This window comes from Bdellovibrio sp. CKG001 (assembly GCF_055397465.1).
Genome location: NZ_AP029173.1, coordinates 886,047 through 909,186 on the forward strand (window position 1 = coordinate 886,047; position 23,140 = coordinate 909,186).

The 23,140-nt window shown below is 49.5% G+C and carries 20 protein-coding genes; 12 read left to right on the forward strand and 8 right to left on the reverse strand.

Features of this window, described 5'->3' with window-relative positions; genetic code table 11:
• Positions 1-24: 24 nt before the first annotated feature.
• From ACZ50P_RS04395 to tpiA, 5 genes are all read left to right on the forward strand, one after another.
• Positions 25-1,404: a beta-sandwich domain-containing protein gene (locus ACZ50P_RS04395; protein WP_464133743.1), complete on the forward strand. Its 1,380-nt coding sequence runs from the start codon at positions 25-27 to the stop codon at positions 1,402-1,404.
• Between the two features lie 103 nt (positions 1,405-1,507).
• A complete protein-coding gene (locus ACZ50P_RS04400) occupies positions 1,508-2,482 on the forward strand; it encodes a beta-sandwich domain-containing protein (protein ID WP_464133744.1) in 975 nt (324 codons plus the stop codon).
• A gap of 146 nt (positions 2,483-2,628) precedes the next feature.
• Complete coding sequence (gene gap, locus ACZ50P_RS04405; RefSeq protein ID WP_464133746.1) at positions 2,629-3,636, forward strand: type I glyceraldehyde-3-phosphate dehydrogenase; 1,008 nt, start codon at positions 2,629-2,631, stop codon at positions 3,634-3,636.
• A gap of 3 nt (positions 3,637-3,639) precedes the next feature.
• Positions 3,640-4,845, forward strand: a complete 1,206-nt coding sequence (locus ACZ50P_RS04410) for a phosphoglycerate kinase (protein ID WP_464133748.1) — start codon at positions 3,640-3,642, stop codon at positions 4,843-4,845.
• Positions 4,846-5,033: 188 nt separating this feature from the next.
• A complete protein-coding gene (tpiA, locus tag ACZ50P_RS04415) occupies positions 5,034-5,759 on the forward strand; it encodes a triose-phosphate isomerase (RefSeq protein ID WP_464133751.1) in 726 nt (241 codons plus the stop codon).
• Between the two features lie 16 nt (positions 5,760-5,775).
• On the opposite strand, the gene ACZ50P_RS04420 is transcribed toward tpiA, so the two are convergent.
• The 3 genes from ACZ50P_RS04420 to asnS form a co-directional block, all read right to left on the reverse strand.
• The gene (locus tag ACZ50P_RS04420; RefSeq protein ID WP_464133753.1) at positions 5,776-6,216 is read right to left on the reverse strand and encodes a phosphoenolpyruvate carboxylase; all 441 of its coding nucleotides are present in this window, start codon (positions 6,214-6,216) and stop codon (positions 5,776-5,778) included.
• Positions 6,217-6,229: 13 nt separating this feature from the next.
• On the reverse strand, positions 6,230-7,375 hold the full coding sequence (locus ACZ50P_RS04425) for a hypothetical protein (RefSeq protein ID WP_464133755.1): 1,146 nt from the start codon (positions 7,373-7,375) through the stop codon (positions 6,230-6,232).
• A gap of 322 nt (positions 7,376-7,697) precedes the next feature.
• Complete coding sequence (gene asnS / locus ACZ50P_RS04430) at positions 7,698-9,089, reverse strand: asparagine--tRNA ligase (RefSeq protein ID WP_464133758.1); 1,392 nt, start codon at positions 9,087-9,089, stop codon at positions 7,698-7,700.
• 506 nt (positions 9,090-9,595) lie between these two features.
• On the opposite strand from asnS, the gene ilvA reads away from it, so the two are divergent.
• On the forward strand, positions 9,596-10,807 hold the full coding sequence (gene ilvA / locus ACZ50P_RS04435; RefSeq protein ID WP_464133759.1) for a threonine ammonia-lyase: 1,212 nt from the start codon (positions 9,596-9,598) through the stop codon (positions 10,805-10,807).
• An 11-nt stretch (positions 10,808-10,818) separates the two neighbouring features.
• Here ilvA and ACZ50P_RS04440 read toward each other — a convergent pair whose 3' ends face one another.
• The 4 genes from ACZ50P_RS04440 to ACZ50P_RS04455 form a co-directional block, all read right to left on the reverse strand.
• On the reverse strand, positions 10,819-11,688 hold the full coding sequence (locus ACZ50P_RS04440) for a substrate-binding periplasmic protein (RefSeq protein ID WP_464133762.1): 870 nt from the start codon (positions 11,686-11,688) through the stop codon (positions 10,819-10,821).
• Between the two features lie 92 nt (positions 11,689-11,780).
• The gene (gene msrA / locus ACZ50P_RS04445) at positions 11,781-12,371 is read right to left on the reverse strand and encodes a peptide-methionine (S)-S-oxide reductase MsrA (protein ID WP_464133763.1); all 591 of its coding nucleotides are present in this window, start codon (positions 12,369-12,371) and stop codon (positions 11,781-11,783) included.
• Positions 12,372-12,478: 107 nt separating this feature from the next.
• A complete protein-coding gene (locus ACZ50P_RS04450) occupies positions 12,479-13,879 on the reverse strand; it encodes a hydantoinase B/oxoprolinase family protein (protein ID WP_464133765.1) in 1,401 nt (466 codons plus the stop codon).
• Positions 13,876-15,240, reverse strand: coding sequence for a hydantoinase/oxoprolinase N-terminal domain-containing protein (locus ACZ50P_RS04455; protein ID WP_464133768.1), 1,365 nt, complete (start codon positions 15,238-15,240; stop codon positions 13,876-13,878). The genes ACZ50P_RS04450 and ACZ50P_RS04455 overlap by 4 nt, the downstream gene beginning before the upstream one ends.
• Before the next feature lie 88 nt (positions 15,241-15,328).
• On the opposite strand from ACZ50P_RS04455, the gene hisC reads away from it, so the two are divergent.
• Entirely contained in the window at positions 15,329-16,447 is a 1,119-nt protein-coding gene (hisC, locus tag ACZ50P_RS04460) for a histidinol-phosphate transaminase (RefSeq protein WP_464133769.1), read from the forward strand.
• A gap of 18 nt (positions 16,448-16,465) precedes the next feature.
• Positions 16,466-17,113 (forward strand): (d)CMP kinase, encoded by a 648-nt coding sequence (cmk, locus tag ACZ50P_RS04465; RefSeq protein ID WP_464117952.1) that lies wholly within the window; start codon positions 16,466-16,468, stop codon positions 17,111-17,113.
• 16 nt (positions 17,114-17,129) lie between these two features.
• Here the strand turns inward: cmk and ACZ50P_RS04470 are convergent, their stop codons facing one another.
• Complete coding sequence (locus ACZ50P_RS04470) at positions 17,130-18,542, reverse strand: FlxA-like family protein (RefSeq protein WP_464133772.1); 1,413 nt, start codon at positions 18,540-18,542, stop codon at positions 17,130-17,132.
• A gap of 185 nt (positions 18,543-18,727) precedes the next feature.
• Between ACZ50P_RS04470 and ACZ50P_RS04475 the strand changes: the two genes are divergently transcribed.
• The 4 genes from ACZ50P_RS04475 (at position 18,728) to ACZ50P_RS04490 (ending at position 23,139) form a co-directional block, all read left to right on the forward strand.
• Positions 18,728-19,594 (forward strand): TIGR02285 family protein, encoded by an 867-nt coding sequence (locus tag ACZ50P_RS04475; protein ID WP_464133773.1) that lies wholly within the window; start codon positions 18,728-18,730, stop codon positions 19,592-19,594.
• A gap of 227 nt (positions 19,595-19,821) precedes the next feature.
• On the forward strand, positions 19,822-21,618 hold the full coding sequence (locus tag ACZ50P_RS04480; protein WP_262554135.1) for a 30S ribosomal protein S1: 1,797 nt from the start codon (positions 19,822-19,824) through the stop codon (positions 21,616-21,618).
• A gap of 141 nt (positions 21,619-21,759) precedes the next feature.
• Complete coding sequence (gene sppA, locus ACZ50P_RS04485) at positions 21,760-22,728, forward strand: signal peptide peptidase SppA (RefSeq protein WP_464133776.1); 969 nt, start codon at positions 21,760-21,762, stop codon at positions 22,726-22,728.
• A gap of 3 nt (positions 22,729-22,731) precedes the next feature.
• Entirely contained in the window at positions 22,732-23,139 is a 408-nt protein-coding gene (locus ACZ50P_RS04490) for a hypothetical protein (protein ID WP_464117947.1), read from the forward strand.
• The last annotated feature ends 1 nt before the right edge of the window (position 23,140 follow it).

Consider the following 23,140-nt stretch of genomic DNA (forward strand, 5'->3'; position numbering starts at 1 on the left):
CGATTTGATAGGGAGATAAGAAATATGGAACGTAAACTTGTAACGGCAGTTTTGCTGGCTCTGACGATGATGCAATCTACAACCCACGCCGAAGTCATTTCGGATCTCCCGGTGCCTGGGGAATCTGGCAGTCAGGTTGTATCCTCCACAGTGACAACAGTGTCATCCGGACCAAGAACTCCGCCGCCACTTCCGCCGCCGGTGTCGAATCAGCAGCAGGAACGCTCTGGTTCTGTCGTCATTAGCAGCCTTTCCCGTAAATCCAATGGGACGACTTATCGTATTTCATTGTCACAAGCGACTGTATTGAGTCGCCTTGAGCTGCAGGTTCTTAAAAGCCGTCTGAAGGTTCACTCTGTAAAGGTGATCACTGAGCGTGGTCAGGCGCTGTCTGTTCGGGAACTGACGAATACAGGCGTGCTGAACTCCGGCACTACCACATCGTCGGAAAACCTGAATCTGTCAGATAGAATCACAGCTATTGAAATCGTGGGCGAGTCCTATTCCGCAGAAGCTGATATTCGTTTGATTGCCTTTAGTATGTATTCCAGTCCTCAAATGACTTACCGTCCAGTGGTTGTTGAAAACGGCAATGGGGGGCAGTCTGGCTCCGGTTCTGTCGAGGTTTGTTCTGCCAGCACACGCGGTGATAATTTGATTAAAGAGCGTCTGGATGCAATCGCGTTGTGGAGTCGCCGAATGGATGCCGCACCTGGTGGAAGTACCCAGGAAAGTTTTGCCGCCAAAGAACTGGATAGATATGTAAATGATGTTTTGTCCATTCTGCAAAACAATCACAACCAGTTGTCTTTGGCTTACATGCAGGAATTGTTTAAGTTCTATAATCAGAAGTACAATTCCGCTCCATCAGGCAGTCGTCCCGAGGCTGTGTATGCGAAGCTCGCTCGCGGCTTCAGTGATGCCAGTGTGAAGGTCATGAATCGCGAAATGGACTGCACGATCGCGAGAATGAATGGTTCTTCCGAGCAGATTCTGAATATGCTGACAGGCTACATCGCAGCCTATAACAGAGCTCCTTCGGGCAGTCGTGAAGAAGACAACTATCGTAAACTGATCGTGGCGGCGAAGGCTAAAGTCATTCCGGCATACGAAAAAGAGCTGGAAAGAAAATACAACTTCCGTCAGGTTGTGGCGGAGCTGGAAAATTTCGTGGCGAAATACAACGCAGCACCTTCTGGAAGTATTTCCGAGGACGTGTATCGTCAGATGATTTTGAAAGCGCGTCATCGTGCCTTGGATATCCTGAAAAATCAGGTGTCTTCAATGAGTGCAGAGCAAAAGTATTCTTTGATAGAGGAATTTGAAGGCAAATACCGCCGAGCTCCATCCGGCAGCATAGCAGAAAGTTTTGCCCGGGATGTTTTGACAGTTGTTAACAGATAATAGGAAGGGGATTGGCCCGGTCCCCTTTTGACACTGTTTTTCTTGGCACAAAGTTTGGATATAGGCTCAACGGATTCACTATTCAGTCTTTAAGGAGACGTTTATGAAAAAGAACCTCATTCTAGGATCAGTTATTGTCGCTTCCCTTGTACAATATACAAGCCCGGCGTTCGCGGATAAGGAAACCATCGGTGGAATTATCGGTGGTATCATCGGTGGTGGTATTGGTACTCAGATCGGTAAAGGGAACGGCAATAAAGCGGCAATTATCATTGGTGCTATTGCCGGGACGATGATTGGCTCTAAAGTCGGCAGGGACCTGGATGAGGCTGATCGCCGTGCCTTGGCAGAAGCGCAAAGACGCTCGTTGGAAGACCGCCTGGGCAGTCGTCGTGACTGGGATGGTCGTGACTACGGTTCCCGCACGGGCGCTCGCGGAAGCTTCACTTCTACTCGTGAAGGTTACAATAACCGCACTGGTGAATACTGCCGTGAATACACAAGCGTGATCTACCTTCGTGACCGTACTGAAGAAACCCGCGGTATTGCGTGCTCTCGCCGAGACGGTTCTTGGTATGAAGTGCGTGAAACCGAAGTTCGTTTTGACAATCGCGGCGGCTACGGTGGCGGTGGACGACACAATGATGGACCGGTAAGACCGACGTACCCATCCCAGCCAACTCGCCCGACACCTCCACCTCCTCCAGGCCAGCATGGTCGTGGCTACGAAGGTTCTGTGCAAATCAGCCAGATCACTCGTCGTTCGGGCGGGGAGTGGATCCGTGTGACTCTTCGTTATCCAGTGACTTTGGAGCGTATTGAAGTTCGTGCGCTGTCTGCAGGCGTGAAAATCCATGAAGCGATGGTTTACACAGCCTCCAACCAGCCAGTTCGCATCAACTACCTGTCCAACACTCGCACAATTTATGCGGGTCAATCCGAAGTTTCCGAGAATCTGAACATCCGTGAACGCATCCAGGTCATCGACCTTCGTGCGGAATCCATGGGTGGAAATGCCGATATCTTGGTGAACGCGATTTCTAATCAGGACCGCCCGTCCTTGTCTGTAGGTCGCTAGAAAGCTCGGGAGGCCTGAAAACGGCCTAGGGGCCTGAAATTTTAAGGAAATTTCACTAAAAGCCAGTCTATGACAAACAGTGTCTAGACTGGCTTTTTAGCGTTCAAAAGCAGATATTGAGTGGGTTTAAAACAAGGAGCTCACTCATGTCTAAGTTGCGTGTTGGTATCAACGGTTTTGGTCGTATTGGTCGTGTTCTTTTCCGCGCGGGTTTTGAAAAATTCGATATCGTCGGAATCAATTCTTTGGACAGCATCGAAGGTGATGCTCACTTGCTGAAGTATGACTCTGCTCACGGTGTTTTCGGTGCGGATGTTTCCACCGAAGGCCATAACCTTGTTGTGAACGGCCAAAAGATTCACGTTTCCAAAACTCGCAACCCGGCTGAAGTTCCTTGGAAGGACTGGGGCGTTGATTTGGTTCTAGAGTGCACCGGCGCTTTCAAAGACAAAGCAGAATTCATGCAACATATCGCGGGTGGTGCAAAGCGTGTTCTGGTTTCCGGCCCTGCGGAAAAAGGTGCGGATATCACGATGGTTTACGGTATCAACCATGAATCCTATGATCCCTCCAAGCACATGGTTGTCTCCAACGCCTCCTGCACGACAAACTGCCTGGCTCCTTTGGCAAAAGTTCTGAACGACACCTTTGGTGTTGAACACGGAACCATGATGACAGTTCACTCTTACACGAACGATCAAAAAATCCTGGATGCTCCTCACAAAGATTTGCGTCGTGCACGTGCGGCTGCGGTCAGCATGATCCCGACAACGACGGGTGCTGCGAAAAACGTGGGCTTGGTCTTGCCAGAGCTTAAAGGCAAAATCGACGGTATCTCCGTACGTGTTCCGACTCCGAACGTGTCTTTGGTGGATTTCACATTCACAGCGAAAAAAGACGTGACGAAAGAATCTGTGAACGAAGCCTTGATCGCAGCTTCCAAAGGCGCTTTGAAGGGCATCCTGGCTGTTGAGCACAATGAGCTTGTCAGCGTTGATTTCAACGGCAACAAGCATTCTTCCATCGTCGACTTGGCTTCCACAATGGTTGTCGGTCCTCGCATGGTGAAGGTTCTGGCTTGGTACGATAACGAAACAGGCTTCTCTAACCGTATGGTGGATGTTGCTTTGTACATGCAGCAGAAAGGTCTTTAATCCATGGCTAACGGTCTGAAAGGCATTAAGACAGTTCGTGATTTCGAGTTGGCGGGAAAAGTTGTTTTCCTGCGCCTGGATCTGAACGTTCCGATGGAAAACGGCAAGATCACAGATGAAAACCGCATCACGGCTTCTTTGCCGACAATCAAGTATTGCATGGAAAAAGGGGCGAAGCTGGTTATGGCTTCCCATCTGGGTCGTCCTAAAACAAAAGACGACACAGAGTTTTCTTTAGAGCCAGTGGCCAAGCGCCTGCAGGATCTTTTGAATGCCGAAGTGATTCTGGTGGAAGAACCGGATTCTGATGCTCCCAAACATCTGCTTCCATCTTTGAAACCAAATCAGTTGATCCTTCTTGAAAACGTTCGTTTTGAAGAAGGGGAGACCAAAGACTCTATCGAGTTCGCACAAAAGATTGCCAACTACTGCGACGTTTATATCAACGACGCCTTCGGGGCTTCTCACCGTGCTCACGCAACCATTCATGCTTTGCCTTCAGTGATGAAGGACAAGGGCATTGGCCTTCTGATTGAAAAAGAAATCACCATGCTGGATTCTTTGCTGCAAAACCCAAAACGCCCGTACATCGCGGTGATGGGTGGTGCGAAGGTTTCTGACAAGATTGCAGTGATCGAACGCCTGATGGACGTTGTGGATGGCTTTATCGTGGGTGGCGCGATGGCGTACACGTTCCTGAAAGCACAAGGTCTGCCAGTCGGGAAATCTTTGGTTGAAAATGATAAACTTAAATATGCCAAAGAAATGATCGAACGTATTGAAGCCCGCAACAAAACTATTTTGTTGCCCGTGGATCACGTGGCTACCAAAGGCATCACGGACACAGCGCACGCGCATGTGACCAATGACGTGGCGATTGCGGAAGACGAACTGGGTGTGGACATCGGTCCTAAATCCATCAAGAACTTCTCGGCAGCTTTGCGTGAAGCGGGCACTATTTTCTGGAATGGTCCTATGGGCATCTTCGAAAATCCGGCTTTTGCCAAAGGAACTTTCGGTGTGGCGGCAGCCATCGCTGAAAGCAACGCGATCAAAATCGTGGGTGGTGGTGATTCTGCTGCGGCGGCGGAAGCTTCCGGCTTTGCAGATAAGATGACTCATATCTCCACTGGTGGTGGTGCTTCTTTGGAATACCTTCAGGGCGATAAATTGCCAGGTTTGGAAATACTAAGAACCCGCATCCGCTAAGGGCGGCTGGTGAAAAGGGCCCATCAGACTTCGTTGTGCCAAGGGCTCCTGCCCTTGGCCCTTCGGGCTAGCGCTCAAGAATAGCATCCTGCTATTCTTGTCAGCGGGCCGTCTCCCTAAGCATCTGGACCCTTTTGATCAGCCTTGGTTTGGTCTGTCTTCCTCTCAATTTTCAAAGGATGAAATTAATGAAAAAGATTTTTGCTGCTAACTGGAAGCTTTTTAAATCTCCCAAAGAAACGCGTGAGTTCTTTGCTCAGTTCAAAGAGCTGGCGAGCAAAGCTACCGGCGAAGTGGTCTTTTTCCCCTCCGCGATTTCCCTGGAAGCAGCCAGTGAATCCTTAAAAGGAACCGCCATCAATTGGGGCGCGCAGAACGCTTACTTCCAGGCGCAAGGGGCTTTCACGGGTGAAAACTCAGCACAGGTGGTGAAAGAACTGGGTGGCAGCTATATCCTGATTGGTCACAGTGAAAGACGCAGTCTGTTCGGTGAAGGGGATGCTTTGGTCGCTGAGAAGGTGGCCTTCGTGCAGGGCTTGGGACTGACCCCCATGTTGTGCATTGGTGAAACCCTGCAAGAACGTGAGTCCGCAAAAACCTTCCGTGTTTTGGAAACCCAACTGAACTTGGGTTTGGCCAAAGCCGACAAAACAAAACCGGTGGTGATTGCCTATGAGCCGGTCTGGGCCATCGGGACGGGGAAGGTTGCAACACCGGAACAAGTGGCAGAAACGCACACTGACGTGTATTCAATTTTGAAAGCTTTAGGCTTTGAATCTGCGCCGATTCTTTACGGAGGCAGTGTCAAGCCGGACAATGCTGCGGGACTGATCAAGCAGCCACACGTGAATGGTTTCCTTGTTGGAGGAGCTTCTTTGGAAGCAAAATCCTTCAGCGAGATTGCTTCCGTTTAACGGGATTTGATTTCCTTCAGCCGTCGCCAATTTTTTTCTGGCGAGCGGCATCTTTGACGGCGCCTTCAACCAGCTTGGCGTCTGATGTGGAAAGCTTCTTGAGATTGTTCAGGAAGTTTTTTTTGTTTTTCTCGTACAAGGGCAGAATCACTTCACCCGCATACTGGGTCGGATCTTTTTTCAGAAGCACAACGGCCGCTTTGATGATCTCGTCTTGCAGTTCATCGGTACCGGATTCTTTAATGGCTGTGGCAACAGCTGCCTCCAAAGCCGCAAAGGCTTTATCCTGGGCTTTCATGTCATCTTCAGAGAGCTTGGTTTCTTCTGTGACTGTGACTAAAGAATCCACTTTGGCAGCTTGAAGCTTTTCGATGGCTTCGCGCACGTCATAGAACGCTGCTGTTGCAGGGAAGGCAAAGAAAGAACAAAGAATCAGAGTCATCAGTTTTGTTTTCATTGGGCTCTCCTTCCTATGGTTTAATCATCACGCCGATCATTCGGTAAGGCTTTCCTTGGGCGGCATATCTGCGGGCCTTCGGAGAGCTTAAGAACGAATTGCCGGAATAGAAGTCACTAAGGAATCCGCCGTTGTTACCCCAGTCTGTTTTGATCTGAACGTCGCCGGATTCCTTGGTATTGTTATGATAGACGATGACGGCTCCTTTGGGAACGTCCGCAGGACTTTTGATCATGTCGCGGTACTTGGGATTGTCCAGCAGATTGATCATGCCCTGTGCTTTCAAATCACGCACGGCCTCGCGAGCATGGCCCCCCGGAGGATAGCGATCAATCATGTCACCACCCATCAAAGCACGTTTGACAAAGCGATAGCAGTATTTCGTCGATCGGGGACGTTTGTTCCTCATCCCATAGCTGATGGAGTTTTTAACTTCTTTTCCTTCAGAATAGCGCATGATCATTGGATCATCGGCCCATTTACCAGCCGCTGCATTGCGGGGGATGGACTCATCAGAAGAACGTTTGATTTCAGTGCCGACGTCTTTGATGTTCTGAATATTTCGCTCAGCGGGATCCGTGGTTTGCGACACGGAGCAATTGATACAGATGTCACCCTCTGTTTTTTTGGGGTCTGTGTTTTTAGCTAAGTTGGGATCAACGGACGGCAAGGGCTTTTGGTTGGCTTTGACCAGTTCTTTTGTTGGCAAAGTCGGATTGGCGACAGTTCCTTCAATGGGAAGACCTTCCCCATCACGGCGTGCGCGCGAGGTCAGGGCCACTTCCGGGTCTTGAACTTCAGATCCTTCTTTGTCTTTGAATTCCAGCCAGGGATCTTTTTGAGAGAAGTACACCCAGACTTCATCACCGACTTTGGCGGAGTTTGTTCCTTTGGCGGCGCCCACTTTTGTAAGGCGCACTTTCAGGCCATACGAGCCGGTGCGTTTCAGCTGCCGGGTCTCAAGAATGGTGGCTTCCGAGTCCTTGGGGACAAGGGATGTGATATTGCGGGCCTTGGAGCGGAAGTCGACGGAGGAGCGGCCGTTCAGGTCTCCGGAGAAAACCACGTCCTGAAGCTCCTGGGGGACTTCAGCCAAGGCCGAGCTTCCCAGCAGGGTCAGTGCGACAAAGATGCGAAGAACGCGATTCAATAAACTCAAATTAATACTCCTAAAGGGCTCTTCGGACTTTTGTTTAAAATATGAAGCTGATCATCTTTAAACAAGTCGAAGGTCCTGCTGACTTCGTGGGGCCTACAAGGTGTCTCGGTCTGAGATCGATTCTTGGCAGTAAACGAAGTATTCAAAAAGTTGATTCAATATCTGTACCCGGGCGGAGGACACTACAACGCAGTTGGAGAGGCTTTCGTTGTCAGGGGGGCGTGAATTCGTACAGGAGATGAACAGGGTTTCTCAGCAGGAGGGAGTCTTGGAATGAAGCAAAGGGAAAGTAAAAAGGAGGCTTGCGCCTCCTTTTAGTTTTTTAGAATAAAGCGTTCTTTGGTGTTCGTGGGAACGGGATTACATCGCGGATGTTACCCATGCCGGTGATGTACATCATCATGCGTTCAAAGCCCAAACCATAACCCGCATGCGGGAAGGTGCCATAGCGGCGCAGATCCGTATAGAAGGAATATTCTTCCGGATGCAGACCCACTTGTTTCATGCGCGCTTCCAGAAGTTCCAGATTGTCTTCACGCTGAGATCCGCCGATGATCTCGCCGATTCCCGGTGCTAACAAGTCCATCGCACGCACGGTTTTTCCATCCGCATTCAACTTCATGTAGAAGGCCTTGATGTCTTTTGGATAGTCCGTCACGAACACCGGCTTTTTGAAATGCTCTTCAGCCAGGAAGCGTTCATGTTCAGATTGCATATCGATGCCCCACTGCACAGGGTACTCGAACTTCTTGCCGGATTTTTGCAGAATCTCGATGGCTTCCGTGTAAGTCACGCGGGCAAACTGGTTGTTCAGAACATTGTTCAGTTTGTCGAACAGACCTTTTTCCACGAACTGATTGAAGAACTCCATCTCTTCCGGACATTCCTGCATCACATAGCGGATGATGTACTTGATCATGTCTTCAGCCAGTTCCATGTTGGCTGTTAGATCCGCAAAAGCAATTTCCGGTTCAATCATCCAGAACTCCGCCGCGTGGCGGGAGGTGTTGGAGTTTTCCGCACGGAACGTCGGACCGAAAGTATAAATGTTACGGAAGGCCGCACAGAACGTTTCGCCGTTTAGCTGACCGCTCACAGTCAGGTTGGTTTCTTTGCCGAAGAAGTCCTGGCTGGCATCGATGCTGCCATCTTCTTTGCGTGGAGGTTTATCCAGCTTCAAAGTGGTCACACGGAACATCTCACCAGCGCCTTCTGCGTCAGAACCGGTGATGATCGGGGTGTTCACGTACACAAAGTTTTGATCGTGGAAGAACTTGTGAATCGCAAAAGCCAGCACGGAGCGTACGCGGAAGACGGCCGAGAAGGTGTTGGTGCGTGGACGAAGGTGAGCGATCTCACGCAGGAATTCCATGCTGTGACGTTTGTTTTGCAGAGGATATTCCAGATCAGCTTTCTGAACGATTTCGATTTTGGTAGCCATCACTTCAAAGCTTTGGCCAGCGCCCTGGGATTTCACCACTTTGCCGGTCACGTAGATGGAACTTGAAATGGAAAGCTTTGCCACTTCCTCAAAGTTGGAAAGATTGGTGTCAAAGACCACTTGAACCCCTTTGAAGAAGGTTCCGTCATTCAATTCAATGAATCCGAAATTCTTTTGATCGCGAATTTTGCGAACCCAGCCGGACAGAAAGACTTCCTTGTCCAGGTGCTTTTCGGTTTCTCTAAATAGTGATTTTACCAATGTTGTTTCCATAAAGGCCCTTTCAGCAATCCAAATAACCTATCTCTCTTCGGGCTGGTGCGCAAGAACCTGCGGTCTCGCTTCGAGGCGATTGCACGAGATCTTTTCGGGAAGCTTATGGGGGGACTCAAAATGCGCATAACGCGAAAAGTCATTGGGCAGCTAGTTTCCTGATATCAATAACTTAAATTGAGACCGCGTCTTGCTGGGGGTCTTGGGGAGGCCTAGAATAAGGATGGCTTCAGGAAGGAGTCCTTATGGCAACCCGAACTCATTTTCGATTGTGTCATATTTGCGATACGGTGAACTCGGCGGAAGCCGAGCTTGTGACGGCCTGTGAGTGCTGTGGAAAGCACCTTGCACCCTTTTACTTTTTCGACGAGAGTAAGGCCATGGGCATGACGGAATCGAATTTTTACTCCAGTATCAGCGGGGTGAAAGGCACGGCGTCTGTCCTTCCCCATAAGGAGTATCCTCCGATATTGGGGTTAACTGTGTATTGGGAGCCCTGATCCAAAATGAAAGTCAGCTTTGCAGACATCCAGAAAGCCCGAGAGTTATTAAAAGACATCATTTGCCCCACCGAGCTGAGCCACTCCATCAGTGCCAGTAATCTTCTGAAGAGCGAAGTCTATTTTAAATTTGAAAACACCCAGCGCACCGGAAGCTTCAAGTTCCGTGGTGCGTATAACAAGATCTCCAATCTGACAGCGGAAGAAAAAGCCCGCGGCGTGGTGGCAAGTTCTGCCGGAAATCACGCACAAGGGGTGGCGTTGTCGGCGAAACTTGCGGGGGTAAAGTCCACCATTGTGATGCCGGAAACGGCGTCTATCAGCAAAGCCTCGGCAACTCGCGACTATGGAGCCAATGTTGTTCTGAAAGGCGAGATCTATGACGAGGCCTTCGAGTATGCCCAGAAGCTTGAAAAAGAACATGGCTATACCTTCGTGCATCCGTATCAGGATCCGTATGTGATAGCGGGCCAGGGGACTATCGGAATCGAAGTTCTCGAGAAGGTGCCTGATCTGGAATCCATCATCGTGCCGATCGGTGGTGGCGGTTTGATCAGTGGTGTGGGGTTGGCAGTTAAGTCCATCAACCCGAATGTACGTGTGATCGGTGTGCAAAGTGATCGTTCACCGGGAATGGCACATCTATTTAACAAACAGCCTCTGTCCCAGGCCAAAAGAGCCGCGACGATTGCCGATGGGATCGCGATTAAGAATCCGTCTCAGGTGATGCTGGATAGTTTTATTTCCAAGTACGTGGATGAAGTTGTGACCGTCAGTGATGACGAAATCGCAGAGGCGATTGTATTCCTTATGGAAAGAGCCAAAACCGTGGCCGAAGGCTCGGGAGCGGCCGCCATGGCCGCAGCCATGTCGCGCAATTTGAATCTGGGTAAAAAGACCTGCGTGATTATCAGTGGTGGAAACATTGACTTGAATATCGTTTCCAAGATCATAGATCGTGGTCAGATTCTGCGTGGGCGCCTGTGTGAGTTGTCTGTGATCGTGGACGACCTTCCAGGCAACTTGAGTCGTTTGACTCAGGCCATTGCCGCTCAGAAAGCCAACATCCTGGAAGTACGTCACGACCGTGTTTCCAAGGGATTGTCTTTGCGTGAAACCCGCATCGACTTCGTTCTGGAAACTTCAAGCATTGATCATGCTGAAAAAATCAAAGTGGCCTTGGAGCAAACAGGTGCCAAAGTGGTGGCAGGCTCGTAGGGCCTGCTATCTTAGGCCTCCGGATACAGGGTCATCAAATTGTGTGAGGCCCTGGGTTTTGCCTTCCTATTTTCAGAATCATTTTTCTCCGCCGAATCCAGCGACAAATACTTTTGTGGGGATTCCTTCCAATCGTGCAGATTGTATTTGTTCAGAATACGCTGCAATTTCCCGCTGCGACGAAGTTCTTCTACACCTTTACTGAGAATGTCGGCATAGGTTTCCGAATGAGGATTGTTGGGCGAAAAGGCAATAAACAAGTCCACGGCCTCGTCATCGACCCAGCCAGCGATCTTGAATTTTTCAATGTTATGGCTGTTGGCGTGAGTGGTGTACTGAACCACCAAAGGGTTTTCAATAAATCCATCCAGACGCCGGGCGTTTAGCATGCGAATCATTTGTTCCAGGGGACGGTCCCCAGAAAAAGGAATGAACGTGCGATGGCGGTGACGAATCAGCGGTTCCATGCTGCCACCATAGGTATACCCGTTAATGACCCCCAGGCGCTTTCCTTGTAAAGAGCCGCGACCGGTGTATTCCCATCGCGAATCCTTGGGAACAAAGAAGGCATTCTTCATCAAACCCAAAGAGTTTTTCGGAAAGATAAAGTCAGGAGCATCTGCCACGCAGGCCCCTAAGATGCCCTGAGCTTTGTTGGCGCGCGCGTCTTTAATAGAGCGAGCCCAGTTCGTCGTGACGATTTGAATGTGATGCCCCTGGGGCTCAAAGACGGCTTTGGCGATTTCCACCATATAGCCAGGCGTGGAGGAGTCCGGGTTGCAGACGTAAGGGCACCAGTAGTCCGAGCGCAGGACAATCACATCCGCTTTCGCACCGGAGGCAAATAACAGAATGAGGACTGTTAGAATGACCGAGTTCATAGGGCCCCTCTCATTACTTACTCCTATGCAATACTGTGCTGTTCAGCAAGTTGCACGGACAAAAGGGGGACCTTTCTTAAATGTAACCTATATTACTTGAACTCAATCTTTCTTTCGAAATGGCAGGTGTATCCACCCGGATTCTTCTGTAAATAATCCTGATGATATTCTTCAGCGCTCCAGAAGTCCGCAGCTTTGACGATCTGGGTGACGACGGGATTTTTCCACGCGTCTGATTTTTCCACACGAGCGCGCACAATCTCCGCTTCATCTTTTTGTTTGTCAGAGGTGTAGAAAATAGCGCTGCGATACTGAGTGCCGATATCGTTGCCTTGACGGTTGCTTGTGGTTGGATCGTGGATCTTAAAGAAGTAAAGCAACAAATCCTGATACTTCAACTTTGTCGGATCAAAAGTGATCTTCACGGTTTCAGCGTGATTGGTTGTGCCGGTTTTGACAATGTTGTAAGTGGCATTTTTGGTTTCCCCACCCATGTAACCCACCTCGGTCTGAAGCACACCAGGCAGTTTGCGCAATAAATCTTCCATACCCCAAAAACATCCGCCGGCAAGGTAAGCCACTTCTGAAGAACTCACGTTGTTTCCTTTCTTGGGCTTGGTTGTCTGTGCAAGGCAACTCAAGCTGACACCCAATGCAATAATTAAAGTGATCAGTGCTTTCATGGCAATGATTTTAGCACCGACACATTTGACAAGCCAGCATCTGAATGGATTTGAGTATGTCAAAAAACAAAGACCGACAAGGTGTCGGTCTTTGTGAGGAAGATTTGCTATTCAGAGCGACCGTATCCGCCACCCGAACCCGAGCACAGGGTCAGGATGTCTTGTTTTGCGAATTTCTGCTGTCCTAGAACCGGCAGATGTTTGGCGGTCTCACCAGTTTCAACCACCACCTCGCACGGGTCACCGTGGGAACAGTTTTTCAAAAGGCGGGGACGGTGCAGAGTCAAGTCGGTCAGCCAGGTGGCCTCCGCCTCTTCACGCATTTGCAGCTTGAGAATCAAGCCACGACCGCCGTTGAACTTGCCTTTGCCGCCATTGGATTGGCGTTGATCCACGCGCAAAACTTTGACTGGGAAGTCTCGCTCCAGCTGCTCCAGGGAAAAGGGAGTCAGGGTGGCGCAAGAACCATCACGGTCAGCCCGGGCGGATTCGCCCCCAGGAAGACGCAACAATTGGTGCTTGTCGCCGGAGCGCAGATCAAAGTGCAAGGCACAGTGGCTGCTTAAAGAGGTTTCTTGTTTGTGATGAATCTGTGCTAAGGCCAGTTCGATTGCAGACTGTAAAGCCGCCACCCCGCACGTCATGCCCTTGAAGGTGGGGGCAGGATATTTTCCAACCAGCCAACAACCAGTGGGTTTGGTGATTTGTAAAACGGCGAAGGACCCGCTGTTGGCCAAATCTGTGAAACCATAATGACGGCTGATCGCATGGAAGCAGGCGCCGTAAGTCGCAGACTCGGTCAAAGAAACAGTTTTTGCAGCACTGGTGCCGCTGAAATCCATGGACACTTTTCCATCCTGAATCTCCAATGTCAGACGCAGAAGCTCACCGCTGTCCAGCACCACGTCCACACGTGCTTCACCCGAAGCGCTTTCAGAAATTTTCTGAGAGGCGGCCTGCTTGCAAAGTTGCAAATAGTCTTCGATCAGTTCACCCGTGATGGTGAAACCGGTGAACTCGATGGCTTCGATCAGTTTTTGCGCACGCAAGCTCAGATCCTGAACTTGCTCTTTCAGCCAATCCACAAAATGTGCGGGGCAGGCCGGGTGGGCCTGCATGGCCGTCAGGATCATTTCGTTGACCTGATTTTTTTGGCGTAAAGGCATGGGCGGAATGCGCAAGCCTTCCTCTTCCACGGATTTTACCAGAGTGACTTTGGTGTCCAGTACACGACGAGTGACCCACAACAGATCTTCAGACACGGCCATGACAAAAGTCATCTCTGAAAGCAGGCTGCCGCCGCTGTAAGGGTCATTCAGAAGAGCGATGTCGCCTTCCTGCAGATTTAAATATTTCGCAGCCGTGGTGGCGGCTGTGGTCAGGGTTCCGTAAGTCACGGGCATTTGCCCGCGCACAGCCAGAACATCGCCGTCCAAAGTCATCAGTGCGGATTCACCCACCAAAAAGTCATTCAGCAGGGAATGCAAAAGTTCAATTTGATAGTTCATGACAAGGCCGCCTTCAGGGCTTGAGCGCCCCACAATGCTGTGGATTCAGATTCGCAGAATTCCTGCTCGATGATGGTGGTGTGCGGATCTTTTTTGAAGATGTTCGCAAACAAAGGCGCCAGCGGGCCGGTGACTTTCAATTTCTTGGTCTGACGGCGCAGACGGCTTTCCATCGCCAGTCGCTGTACGCTCAGGCTTTGCAGTTCCTTGGTCAGGTGATGCAAGTCCGTGTCGCGCAAAGAGCTGATTTTCGAAAGAGTCAAAAGTGCGTTTTTAAAGCGCTGTATTCCTTGTGTGGAAACACGGTCTTCAAGGCCTGCGATTTTTGCCAGCTTCGAGTTGTCAGACCATACATCCAGCAAACTCATCTTCTGACCACGCCCCAGGAACATCGGGCCTGGTTCCCACGCTTCCTGTTGATTGGAAAAATCAAAACGGCCAAAGCTGTTGAGCTGAATGCCAAGTGTTGGTTGAATGCCCAGGTTGTGGGTTTTCAAACGGCGCACTTCGACCGGTCCCCATGGACTTTGCCATGCAGATTCCCACTGTGAAGGGGAGATCAGGGCGAACTGCTCAAGTCCCAGATAAAGAATATCAGCGGTGTTGGACGCGTCGGCCAACCCCAGAGCAGACAGCGACGCAAACAGGCTTCCCACTTCGCGCTGGCTTTCTTCCTGGAAAAGATCCCCGGCGCTGTCCAGGAAGTGGATGTTCTTTCTGTCGATGGCGGCTTCCAAGCCGGCATACAGCTCGCTTTTGATTTCCGCAAAGACGCCGGAAAGTGTGGCGTTCAGCGCATTTTTGGTCCAGCGGCTGACTTCGTGTGGATTGTCAGATTTTTCCGGGACAAAGACCTCCAGGCCTTTCTCCTGGAAGATTTTTTTAGCTTGCTCCAGGTGAACCGGATTCGTCGCAGAGTGCAGGAAGTTCAGACATACTTTCTTGCAGTCCATCAATTGCACCTTGGCAGCGATGGCTTCAACCTCTTCAACTTGCAAAGGCAGTTCGACCTGACCGTCGGCCAAAATGCGCTCGCGCACAGAGAATTGCAGGTCTTTGCTGGTCAATGTGTGTTCCGGGGATCCGCAGATATTGAGCCAGTGCTCAACACCTTCCGTGCTGACGTGGGCCACAGCGCCGCTCAGGCGGTGGTCCAGAAGTTTTTTAGGCACGCGCAGGCTGATAAATGCCTTGGCAATTTGTTGCTCTTTGTAGGGGGCGACGAACTGGGTCAGCGACGTCTTAAGGTTCTCACGCGAAAGATAGACTCTTTTCTGCGCAAGGGAAGTGGAATCTGACAGGAGAGAGAATTCGGCGAAAGAATCACCGACACTCACTCCCAGCAAAAGGCTGTTATGCATTTTAGAACGCTCTCTATTGAATTTACACTGGAATTAAGTTAGGCGATCAGGTATAGCAAAATATTCTCTCTAAGAAAAGGATTCTAAAGTGAAGATTTCTCCCGAAATTTTGAATCTGGTGCCGTATAAACCTGGTAAACCGATTTCCGAGACACAACGTGAGTACGGGCTCACGACAGTGTATAAGCTTGCAAGTAACGAGAATCCTTTGGGTACTAGCCCCAAAGCCATGGTGGCGGTGAAAGCGGCCCTGGAGCATCAAAATCTGTATCCAGATCCTTCGCATTATGAGCTTTTGCAAACTCTGTCAAAAGAATGGGGCTTCCCGACAAAACAACTTGCTATTGGCAATGGCAGCGACGAGCTGATTGACCTTTTAACGCGCATTTATTGCGAACCCAAAGACGGTGTTTTGACATCCGTGGCGGCTTTTAATGCGTATGAAGTCAGCGCACCGGCCAATCGAGCGGTTATTCACAAAGTGCCCATGGCAGCAGGCTATCGTTTTGATCTTCCGGCGGTGGCGGATTATTTCCTGTCTCATCCGGAAAAAAACATCCGTTTGATTTTTGTTTCTAATCCCAACAATCCGACGGGCACTTATGCCACCAAGGCTGAGATCGAAGCCTTCTTGGAAAAGGTCGGAAATCGTGACGACGTGATGGTGATTTTTGACGAGGCCTACAATGAGTTTGTGCGTGCTAAAGACTATGCGTCTGCACAAAGTTATATGGGGCAGTATAAGAACCTGATTGTTCTTCGCACTTTCTCTAAAATCTATGGTCTGGCGGGTTTCCGCATCGGGGCCATGATTGCGCCGGCAGAGACGATTGAAGTCTTTAACCGGGTGCGCAAACCATTTAATGTCAACGATTTAGCGCAAGTGGCTGCAAATGCGGCTCTGCAAGATAAAGAATTTATTGAGCGATCGCAGCAGATTTGCTGGAAAGGGCTTGATTACTTCTACAAGAAGTTAGAAGAATTAGGCCTGCCTTACATTCCATCTCAGGGAAATTTTGTCATGTTTGACACCCTCCGCGACGCCGCCAAGGTGAACGAAGCCTTGTTACGTCGTGGAATTATTATGAGACCGCTATTGAACTACGGGTTCAAGACGCATTTGCGTTTGAGTGTAGGGTTGGAGCATGAAAATGAGGCCGCTTTGAAGGCCTTGGCAGAAGTTCTAAAAGAAATTCCGCCGCTGTAGTTTTGGAGAATTATGGGAATGGTTATTACGATTGATGGCCCTGCGGCCTCTGGTAAATCTTCAGTAAGTCGTGAGCTGGCTCGCCGTTTGGGCTGGCAGTGGGTTTCCACAGGTGCTTTCTATCGTGGTTTGGCGTTTGCCGCTCTTCAACTGCAAATTGATCTTGATGACGTCAAAAATCTGGCTGAGTTGACTCACAATCCCGTGTGGAGTGTGAGAATGGACCAAGACCGCACCCGCGTGTTCTTCCAGGATCAGGACGTGACAGATCTGATCGCTCATGAAGATGTGGGTAATTTTGCCAGTAAGGTCAGTCATTATCCAGAAGTGCGTAAAGCCCTTCTGGATGCCCAGCGTGGTTGCTCTGAAGGCCCCCATGGTTTGGTGGCTGAGGGTCGTGATTGCGGCACTGTGGTCTTCCCAAAGGCGGAAGCGAAGGTTTACCTGACAGCCAACTCTGAACACCGCGCCGCTCGTCGGGCAGCGGAGCTGGGGCTGGATCATGGTGATATGGTGAAAGCTCAGCAACAGCGTGATTTGCAGGACTCCACACGTAAAGTGGCGCCGATGGCGATTCCTGAGGATGCCCTGGTCGTGGACACGACGACTTTGAACCTGGAACAGGTCGTTGATAAAGTCGTCGATTACGTTAAAGGAAAAATCTAATCAGAACCCGAGGGATCTATTTCTTAGATCCCTGCAATAGTGTCTTGGAAATTCCCAGCCCCAGCGCAGCGCCAAAGCACACTTCACCCCAGTCGGTTCCACCTTCCACAAAGGCTAAAAAGCCTGAATCTTTTCTGCCCACGTATTTCAAGCGCGGCAAATTCTGATCATACGAATAGTAATAACAAGGTCCCATTTGCAGGCCTGCCATTTTTAGCGGTGTCACGTCGTAGCCTTTGTTTTGTAACGTGGCTGCGGCTCTTTTTACCTGGAAGATGCCTCGTTCTGTCATCTTCGTGAAGTCATAGTATTTATCCTTACCTGCCGGCCAAGTGCCCATGTCAAAGTATTCACCCCAGCCCTTCATCAGGCCCATGAAAATCTGACGCCCTAACTGATCGCCATCGTTGCCGCCATTGAGCTTTCCCAAAGCTTTGACGGGGGCCCAGGTGTAAAAAATGCGTCTCATCTGTGTGCTGTCGCTTTTTTCCACGATGCCCCCACCACGGAATCTCCACATGATGGAGCTGATGTACATGGTGATAAACTCACGATCGGCGTCGCTTAAATTGGGATAAGGCAGACGCGGGCGGTGCAGTCCCTGTTTTGTGATGGCCTGCCGGTCTGCTTCTGCCTGCTGACGGCCTTTTTGATCAATGTCGATCAGGTGTGCTTCGGCTTGTTGGATCTCCTGTTGTAAAGTTTCGAGGGTCTTTGCCAGCTCAGCGCGTTCTTGGGGGGACAGAGTCAGGCAGTTCTTCGAATCCAGCAAACTCAGGATCTGCTGATAGTCCTTTTTCTGTTTTTGCACTTTATCCAGCAACTCGGTCATGCGAACTTTGCTCAGCATCAGGCGCATTTTTTCCAGAAGTTCCGGCGTCACCAGATTCGCAGCAAAGTTCACGTATCTTAGCGGGGCGGCGATCGCCTGGGCCAGTCCGCTTATCTCGTCCATTTTTGAGTAGTGAATTTCTCCCGGTCCCAGATCGTTCACGTAAAGTTCCGGCTGATAGGCCTCTTCACAGGAGGCGCGCAGGTTTTCCGCCGAAAAAACTTTGGCGAAGGTCACGCGCGGGAACACGCAATGGTTTTTAATTTTCTGCAGGTGTTCTGTTTTAAGACCCTTGTGGCTTTCGCAGAGGTTCGTGGCCGACAAAGGGCGCCAGCGGGTGTTGCTGGGATTGTTGACCGTATTCAGCAGCTCAGTCAGCTCATTGAAGAAATAGAGGTCCACATCAGCCAGTGTCACGCGAGACACGGAGTCATTGTGCTGACGGGAAACCTCCAGCGGAAGCTTTGGAAATACCTCCACGATGTCCGCGCGATTGTAGAGGGAGGAGTCCCTGTAGATAAAGGAATGATAGGTTTCAGCTCCGGAAGAGCTGGTGAAAGCCAGGATGCTGGTTAATAAAAAGTAACGCCATCTCACCACGTACCACCTCGTGCGTTTTTAAGTTCAAGAGTGTTTATTTACATGCAAGCCCGTGCCAGCTCCTTTCAGGGGTGTTTTCGTCAAATAACTAGCCAATCAATGCGGAAAAACGTCAGGGCTCTTTCGGGCCAGTGTTGGAAATCACATAGGGATGCGACCTGGGGCTTTGTTATCATGAAGCAATGAAAGCTCTGGGTTTTGCTATTTTCATACTTCTTGTGAACTGTTCGATTTTTGCTGCCGAAAAGCCGGGCGCAGAGACCATTCAATGGGCGATGACGGATTTCCCGCCGTTTATTTTGCTTTCTTCCGATGGCGCTAAGGTCGATATTCAAAAATCTCAAGGACCGTTTGCTGAGATTTATCGTGAACTGGAAAGATCCCTGCCGCAGTACAAGCACACATTTGTCAGGGCTTCTTTTTTGCGTGCGGAAAGATTGTTTTTATCAGGACGACATTTTTGCACATTGCTTTTGCAGGACACGCCCGAACGTGCCCGCTATTTGATTTTTGGAGCGGAGGTGGCCAGAGCCTTGCCTATCGGTCTTGTGATGTCCTCCACCTCGTACAATAGGTTTCAGCAGTATGAAACCTCCGAAGGCATGGAGCTGGCCAAGCTGGTACAGAGGGGGGAGTTCCGGCTGGGGGTTGTGCAGGGGCGTTCCTATTCCAACAAAATAGATGAAGTGATTTTGAAAGCGAAAGACTCTTACCGCCACGTCAGCGATCAGGCGGTGGGTGGTCTATTCACCATGCTGGAAAAGAACCGGCTGGACGGGGTGCTGTCGTATTACCTTGAAGAATGGAATCATCGCAAAGGACAGGGATCAAATTTGCTGAAGTATCTTCCGGTGAAAGAGGCTCCCCCCTATATTTCGGTCAGGGCCTCTTGCGAAAAGACCCCTTGGGGTGAGGTCACGATCAAAGAGATCTCAAAAGTTGTGGTGGAAAAGAACGTCCGGGGCCGAATTTTTGATTATTTTCAGAAATCTTTGCCGAAAGAGATGAGAGGCAAAGTCCGCGAGATCTATCGGGGGCTTGTGCCTTGAAGGTGCTCAGGTCCAATAGGTTTGATCTGAAGGAGTGCTGGTCTAGGATTCCCCCAGAGGATGTGCGTTCGCATAATCCGGGAACTCTTAAATCTCTGCCAAACCGCGTAAAACCTTTGACTTCCAGCCCCTTAGGTCGCTAAACCAGTGATTCGCCTTAAGTGCGAAGAAAGGTAACGGGTAGGGTCCATGAGATCTTACTACGTGGGAGGTTTACAAAACACGATATGACAAAACAATTGAACAAAGCCGAATTGGAAAAACAGAAAGTTCTAGCTTTCTTGGATGCAGAGGACTCCAAAGTCCCAGCAAATCCTGGCATTTTGAATGCAAAATCTGAGAAAGGTGACTTCGACTCTCTATTCGAAGCATCCATGAAAGAGCAAGACTTCAAAGTCGGCGACGTTGTAACAGGTACTGTAGTTGAAGTTCAGTCTGACTACGTTCTTGTTGATATCAACTACAAGTCTGAAGGCTTGATCGCGATCAATGAATTCCGTATCGTTGACGGTGTTCGCGAAGTTAAAGCTGGAGACAAAGTAGAAGTTTTGATCGACCGTATCGAAAACGAAAACGGCATGATCGTTCTTTCTAAAGATAAAGCAGACATGCTTCGTGCATGGACTGATATCTCTAAAGCAGCAGAGAACGAAGAAGTTATCGAAGGTACTGTTGTTGCTAAAGTTAAAGGTGGCTTGAGCGTTGATATCGGCGTTAAAGCATTCTTGCCTGGTTCTCAAATCGATTTGCGTCCGGTTCGCAACATGGACGTTTACTTGGGCAAAAAGTTCAAATTCAAAGTTATCAAATTCAACAAAAAGCGTGGCAACATCGTTCTTTCTCGCCGTGCGCTTCTTGAAGAAGAACGCGACAGTTTGCGTTCTCAAACTTTGGACACTATGGCAGAAGGTTCTGTGGTTACTGGTGTTGTTAAGAACATCACTGACTACGGTGCGTTCATCGACCTTGGTGGTATGGACGGATTGTTGCACATCACTGATATGTCTTGGGGCCGCGTAAAACATCCTTCTGAGATGTTGAACGTTGGTGACGAAATCCAAGTTAAAGTTCTTAAGTATGACAAAGAAAAAGAACGCGTATCTTTGGGTATGAAACAGCTTCATGCAGATCCTTGGGAATCTGTTAAGGCTTCTTATCCTCCAGGCACTAAGCTTAAAGGAAAAGTTGTTTCCTTGGCTGAGTACGGTGCATTCGTTGAGCTTGGTGAAGGCATTGAAGGTCTGATCCACGTTTCTGAAATGTCCTGGACTAAACGTGTAAAACACCCTTCTCAAATCGTAGCTGTTGATCAAGAAGTTGAAGTTGTGGTTCTGGAAGTTGACACTGAAAACCGCCGCATCAGCTTGGGCATGAAGCAACTTCAAGCCAACCCATGGGTTGAATTGAAAGAATCTTATGCTCCAGGTACGATCATCGAAGGCGAAGTGAAGTCTGTAACTGACTTCGGTATCTTCATCGGCATCGAAGAAGGCATCGACGGTTTGGTTCACATCTCTGACTTCTCTTGGACTAAGCGTGTAAATCATCCAAATGAGCTTTACACTAAAGGCCAAAAAGTTCGCGCGGTTGTATTGGGCGTAGACATCGAGAACGAAAGATTCTCTTTGGGTATCAAACAACTTGAGTCTGACCCTTGGTCAAACATCGAGAACAAATACGCTATCGGCACTCAGCACGATGTTAAAGTAACGAAAACAGCTGATTTCGGTGCTTTCGTAGAGCTTGAGTCTGATATCGAAGGTTTGATCCACATTTCTGAACTAACAACAGACAAAATCAACTCTGTTGAAGAATTCATTAAGCCAGGTCAATCTGTAAAAGCAGAAGTTATCTCTATCGACAAAGACGCTCGTAAGATCGGTTTGTCTGCAAAACTTGTTAAACTTCGCGAAGCAAAAGCGGACGTTGACGATTACGTTAAAAAAGCAACTGCGACTTCCAAGTCTACTTTCGGTGACTTGTTCGCTGACCAGTTGAAAAACGTAAAAACTGACAAGCAGTAATTCGATCAAGACCAAAGGCTGACCCGCAAGGGTTCAGCCGGTCGAGGACGATTGACTGACAAGTCTTAAAAGGGGACCCTAGTAGGGTCCCTTTTTTTATTTGAAAAGGGACCTTTTTCATCCATCCGTTCGGGGGCCGATATGAAGGGCAGCTTTTTCAAAAAACTGGTAATTATCTTTTTAGTGTTTGTGGGGTTGGGCGCTTTGCTGAAAATGGGCGGCGATTTCTTCGGAAGCCCGGACAAAAAGGTCACGGCCAAGAACACCATTTTGCATCTGGAAATGAACGGCGTTATTCTTAACGGCAAAAAGTTCATCAAGAATCTTAAAAAATACCGTGATGATGACAAGGTGAAAGCGATCCTGATCAGCATCAACTCACCAGGCGGCTCTGTCGGGCCTTCCCAGGAAATCTTTGCTGAGATCAAGCGCGTGCGTGATGAAATCAAAAAACCTGTGATCTGTGTCAGTACGGGCGTGATGGCCAGCGGGGCTTATTATGCGGCGGTGGCTTGTGACAAGATCGTCGTGGCTCCGGGCTCTTTGGTGGGTTCAATTGGTGTGATCATGGAGTTCGCCAATCTGGAAAAGCTCTACGACTGGGCAAAGATCTCTCGCTATTCCATCACTTCCGGCAAGTTCAAGGACTCGGGTGCTGAGTACCGTCCGATGCGTGAAGATGAAAGAACTTTGTTCCAAAGCATGATTGATGAAGTCTATGCCCAGTTCAAAGGGACCGTGGCAAAAGAGCGCAAGCTTCAGGAAGATGTTGTTGCTGAGTACGCGGATGGACGTGTCTTCACGGGCGCCACAGCCGTGAAAATGGGCTTTGCCGATCAAGAAGGGTACTTCGAAGATGCGGTGAAATTAGCGGCGGAAACGGCGAAGCTGGGTGAACACTATGAAGTCTTCGAGATCCCCAAAAAGAAAGTCAGCATCTTTGACCTGGGGGGCGGTGAAACTGAAGACGATCTCAACAGCCTGGCGGAATTCGCCGATGTTCTGAAAGGCAAATCTTTCGGTGCGGACATGGAAGGTGCGATGAAGTACATCCTGCGCGCGAAGTATTTGAATCAGCCGCTGATGTTGATGCCGGGTTACTGGGAGTAGGTCATGAAAGCTCTAGGTTTCTTTTTGCTGACATTGTTTTGTGCAGGATGGGCCCAGGCCAACCCTCAGGATCCTCGTCAGCCCCAGTCATGGTTCGATATTCGTTGGAAGGGATATTACTATCTGACGGCGGATATTGAGCCTGCGCCGGGTGTGATTTTTAAGACCGGGCAGAAGTTTGAATTTGTCGGAATCACCGGGGGTGGTGGTTATGTGCCTGTCACTGTATTTGAGCTGAAACCTTTGGTGTGCGAGACGCCGCAGCTTGAAACAGAATTGGTTTTGTTGAATCCTGCGGGTGGAAACAAAACGGAAATTGGCTTTGAGATGCGCAAGAACTGCGTGATGGTTTTCTTTGTGGAAAATCGTCTTGTTGGCACCTCCAGCTATTTCACTGACAGCACGGAGTAAT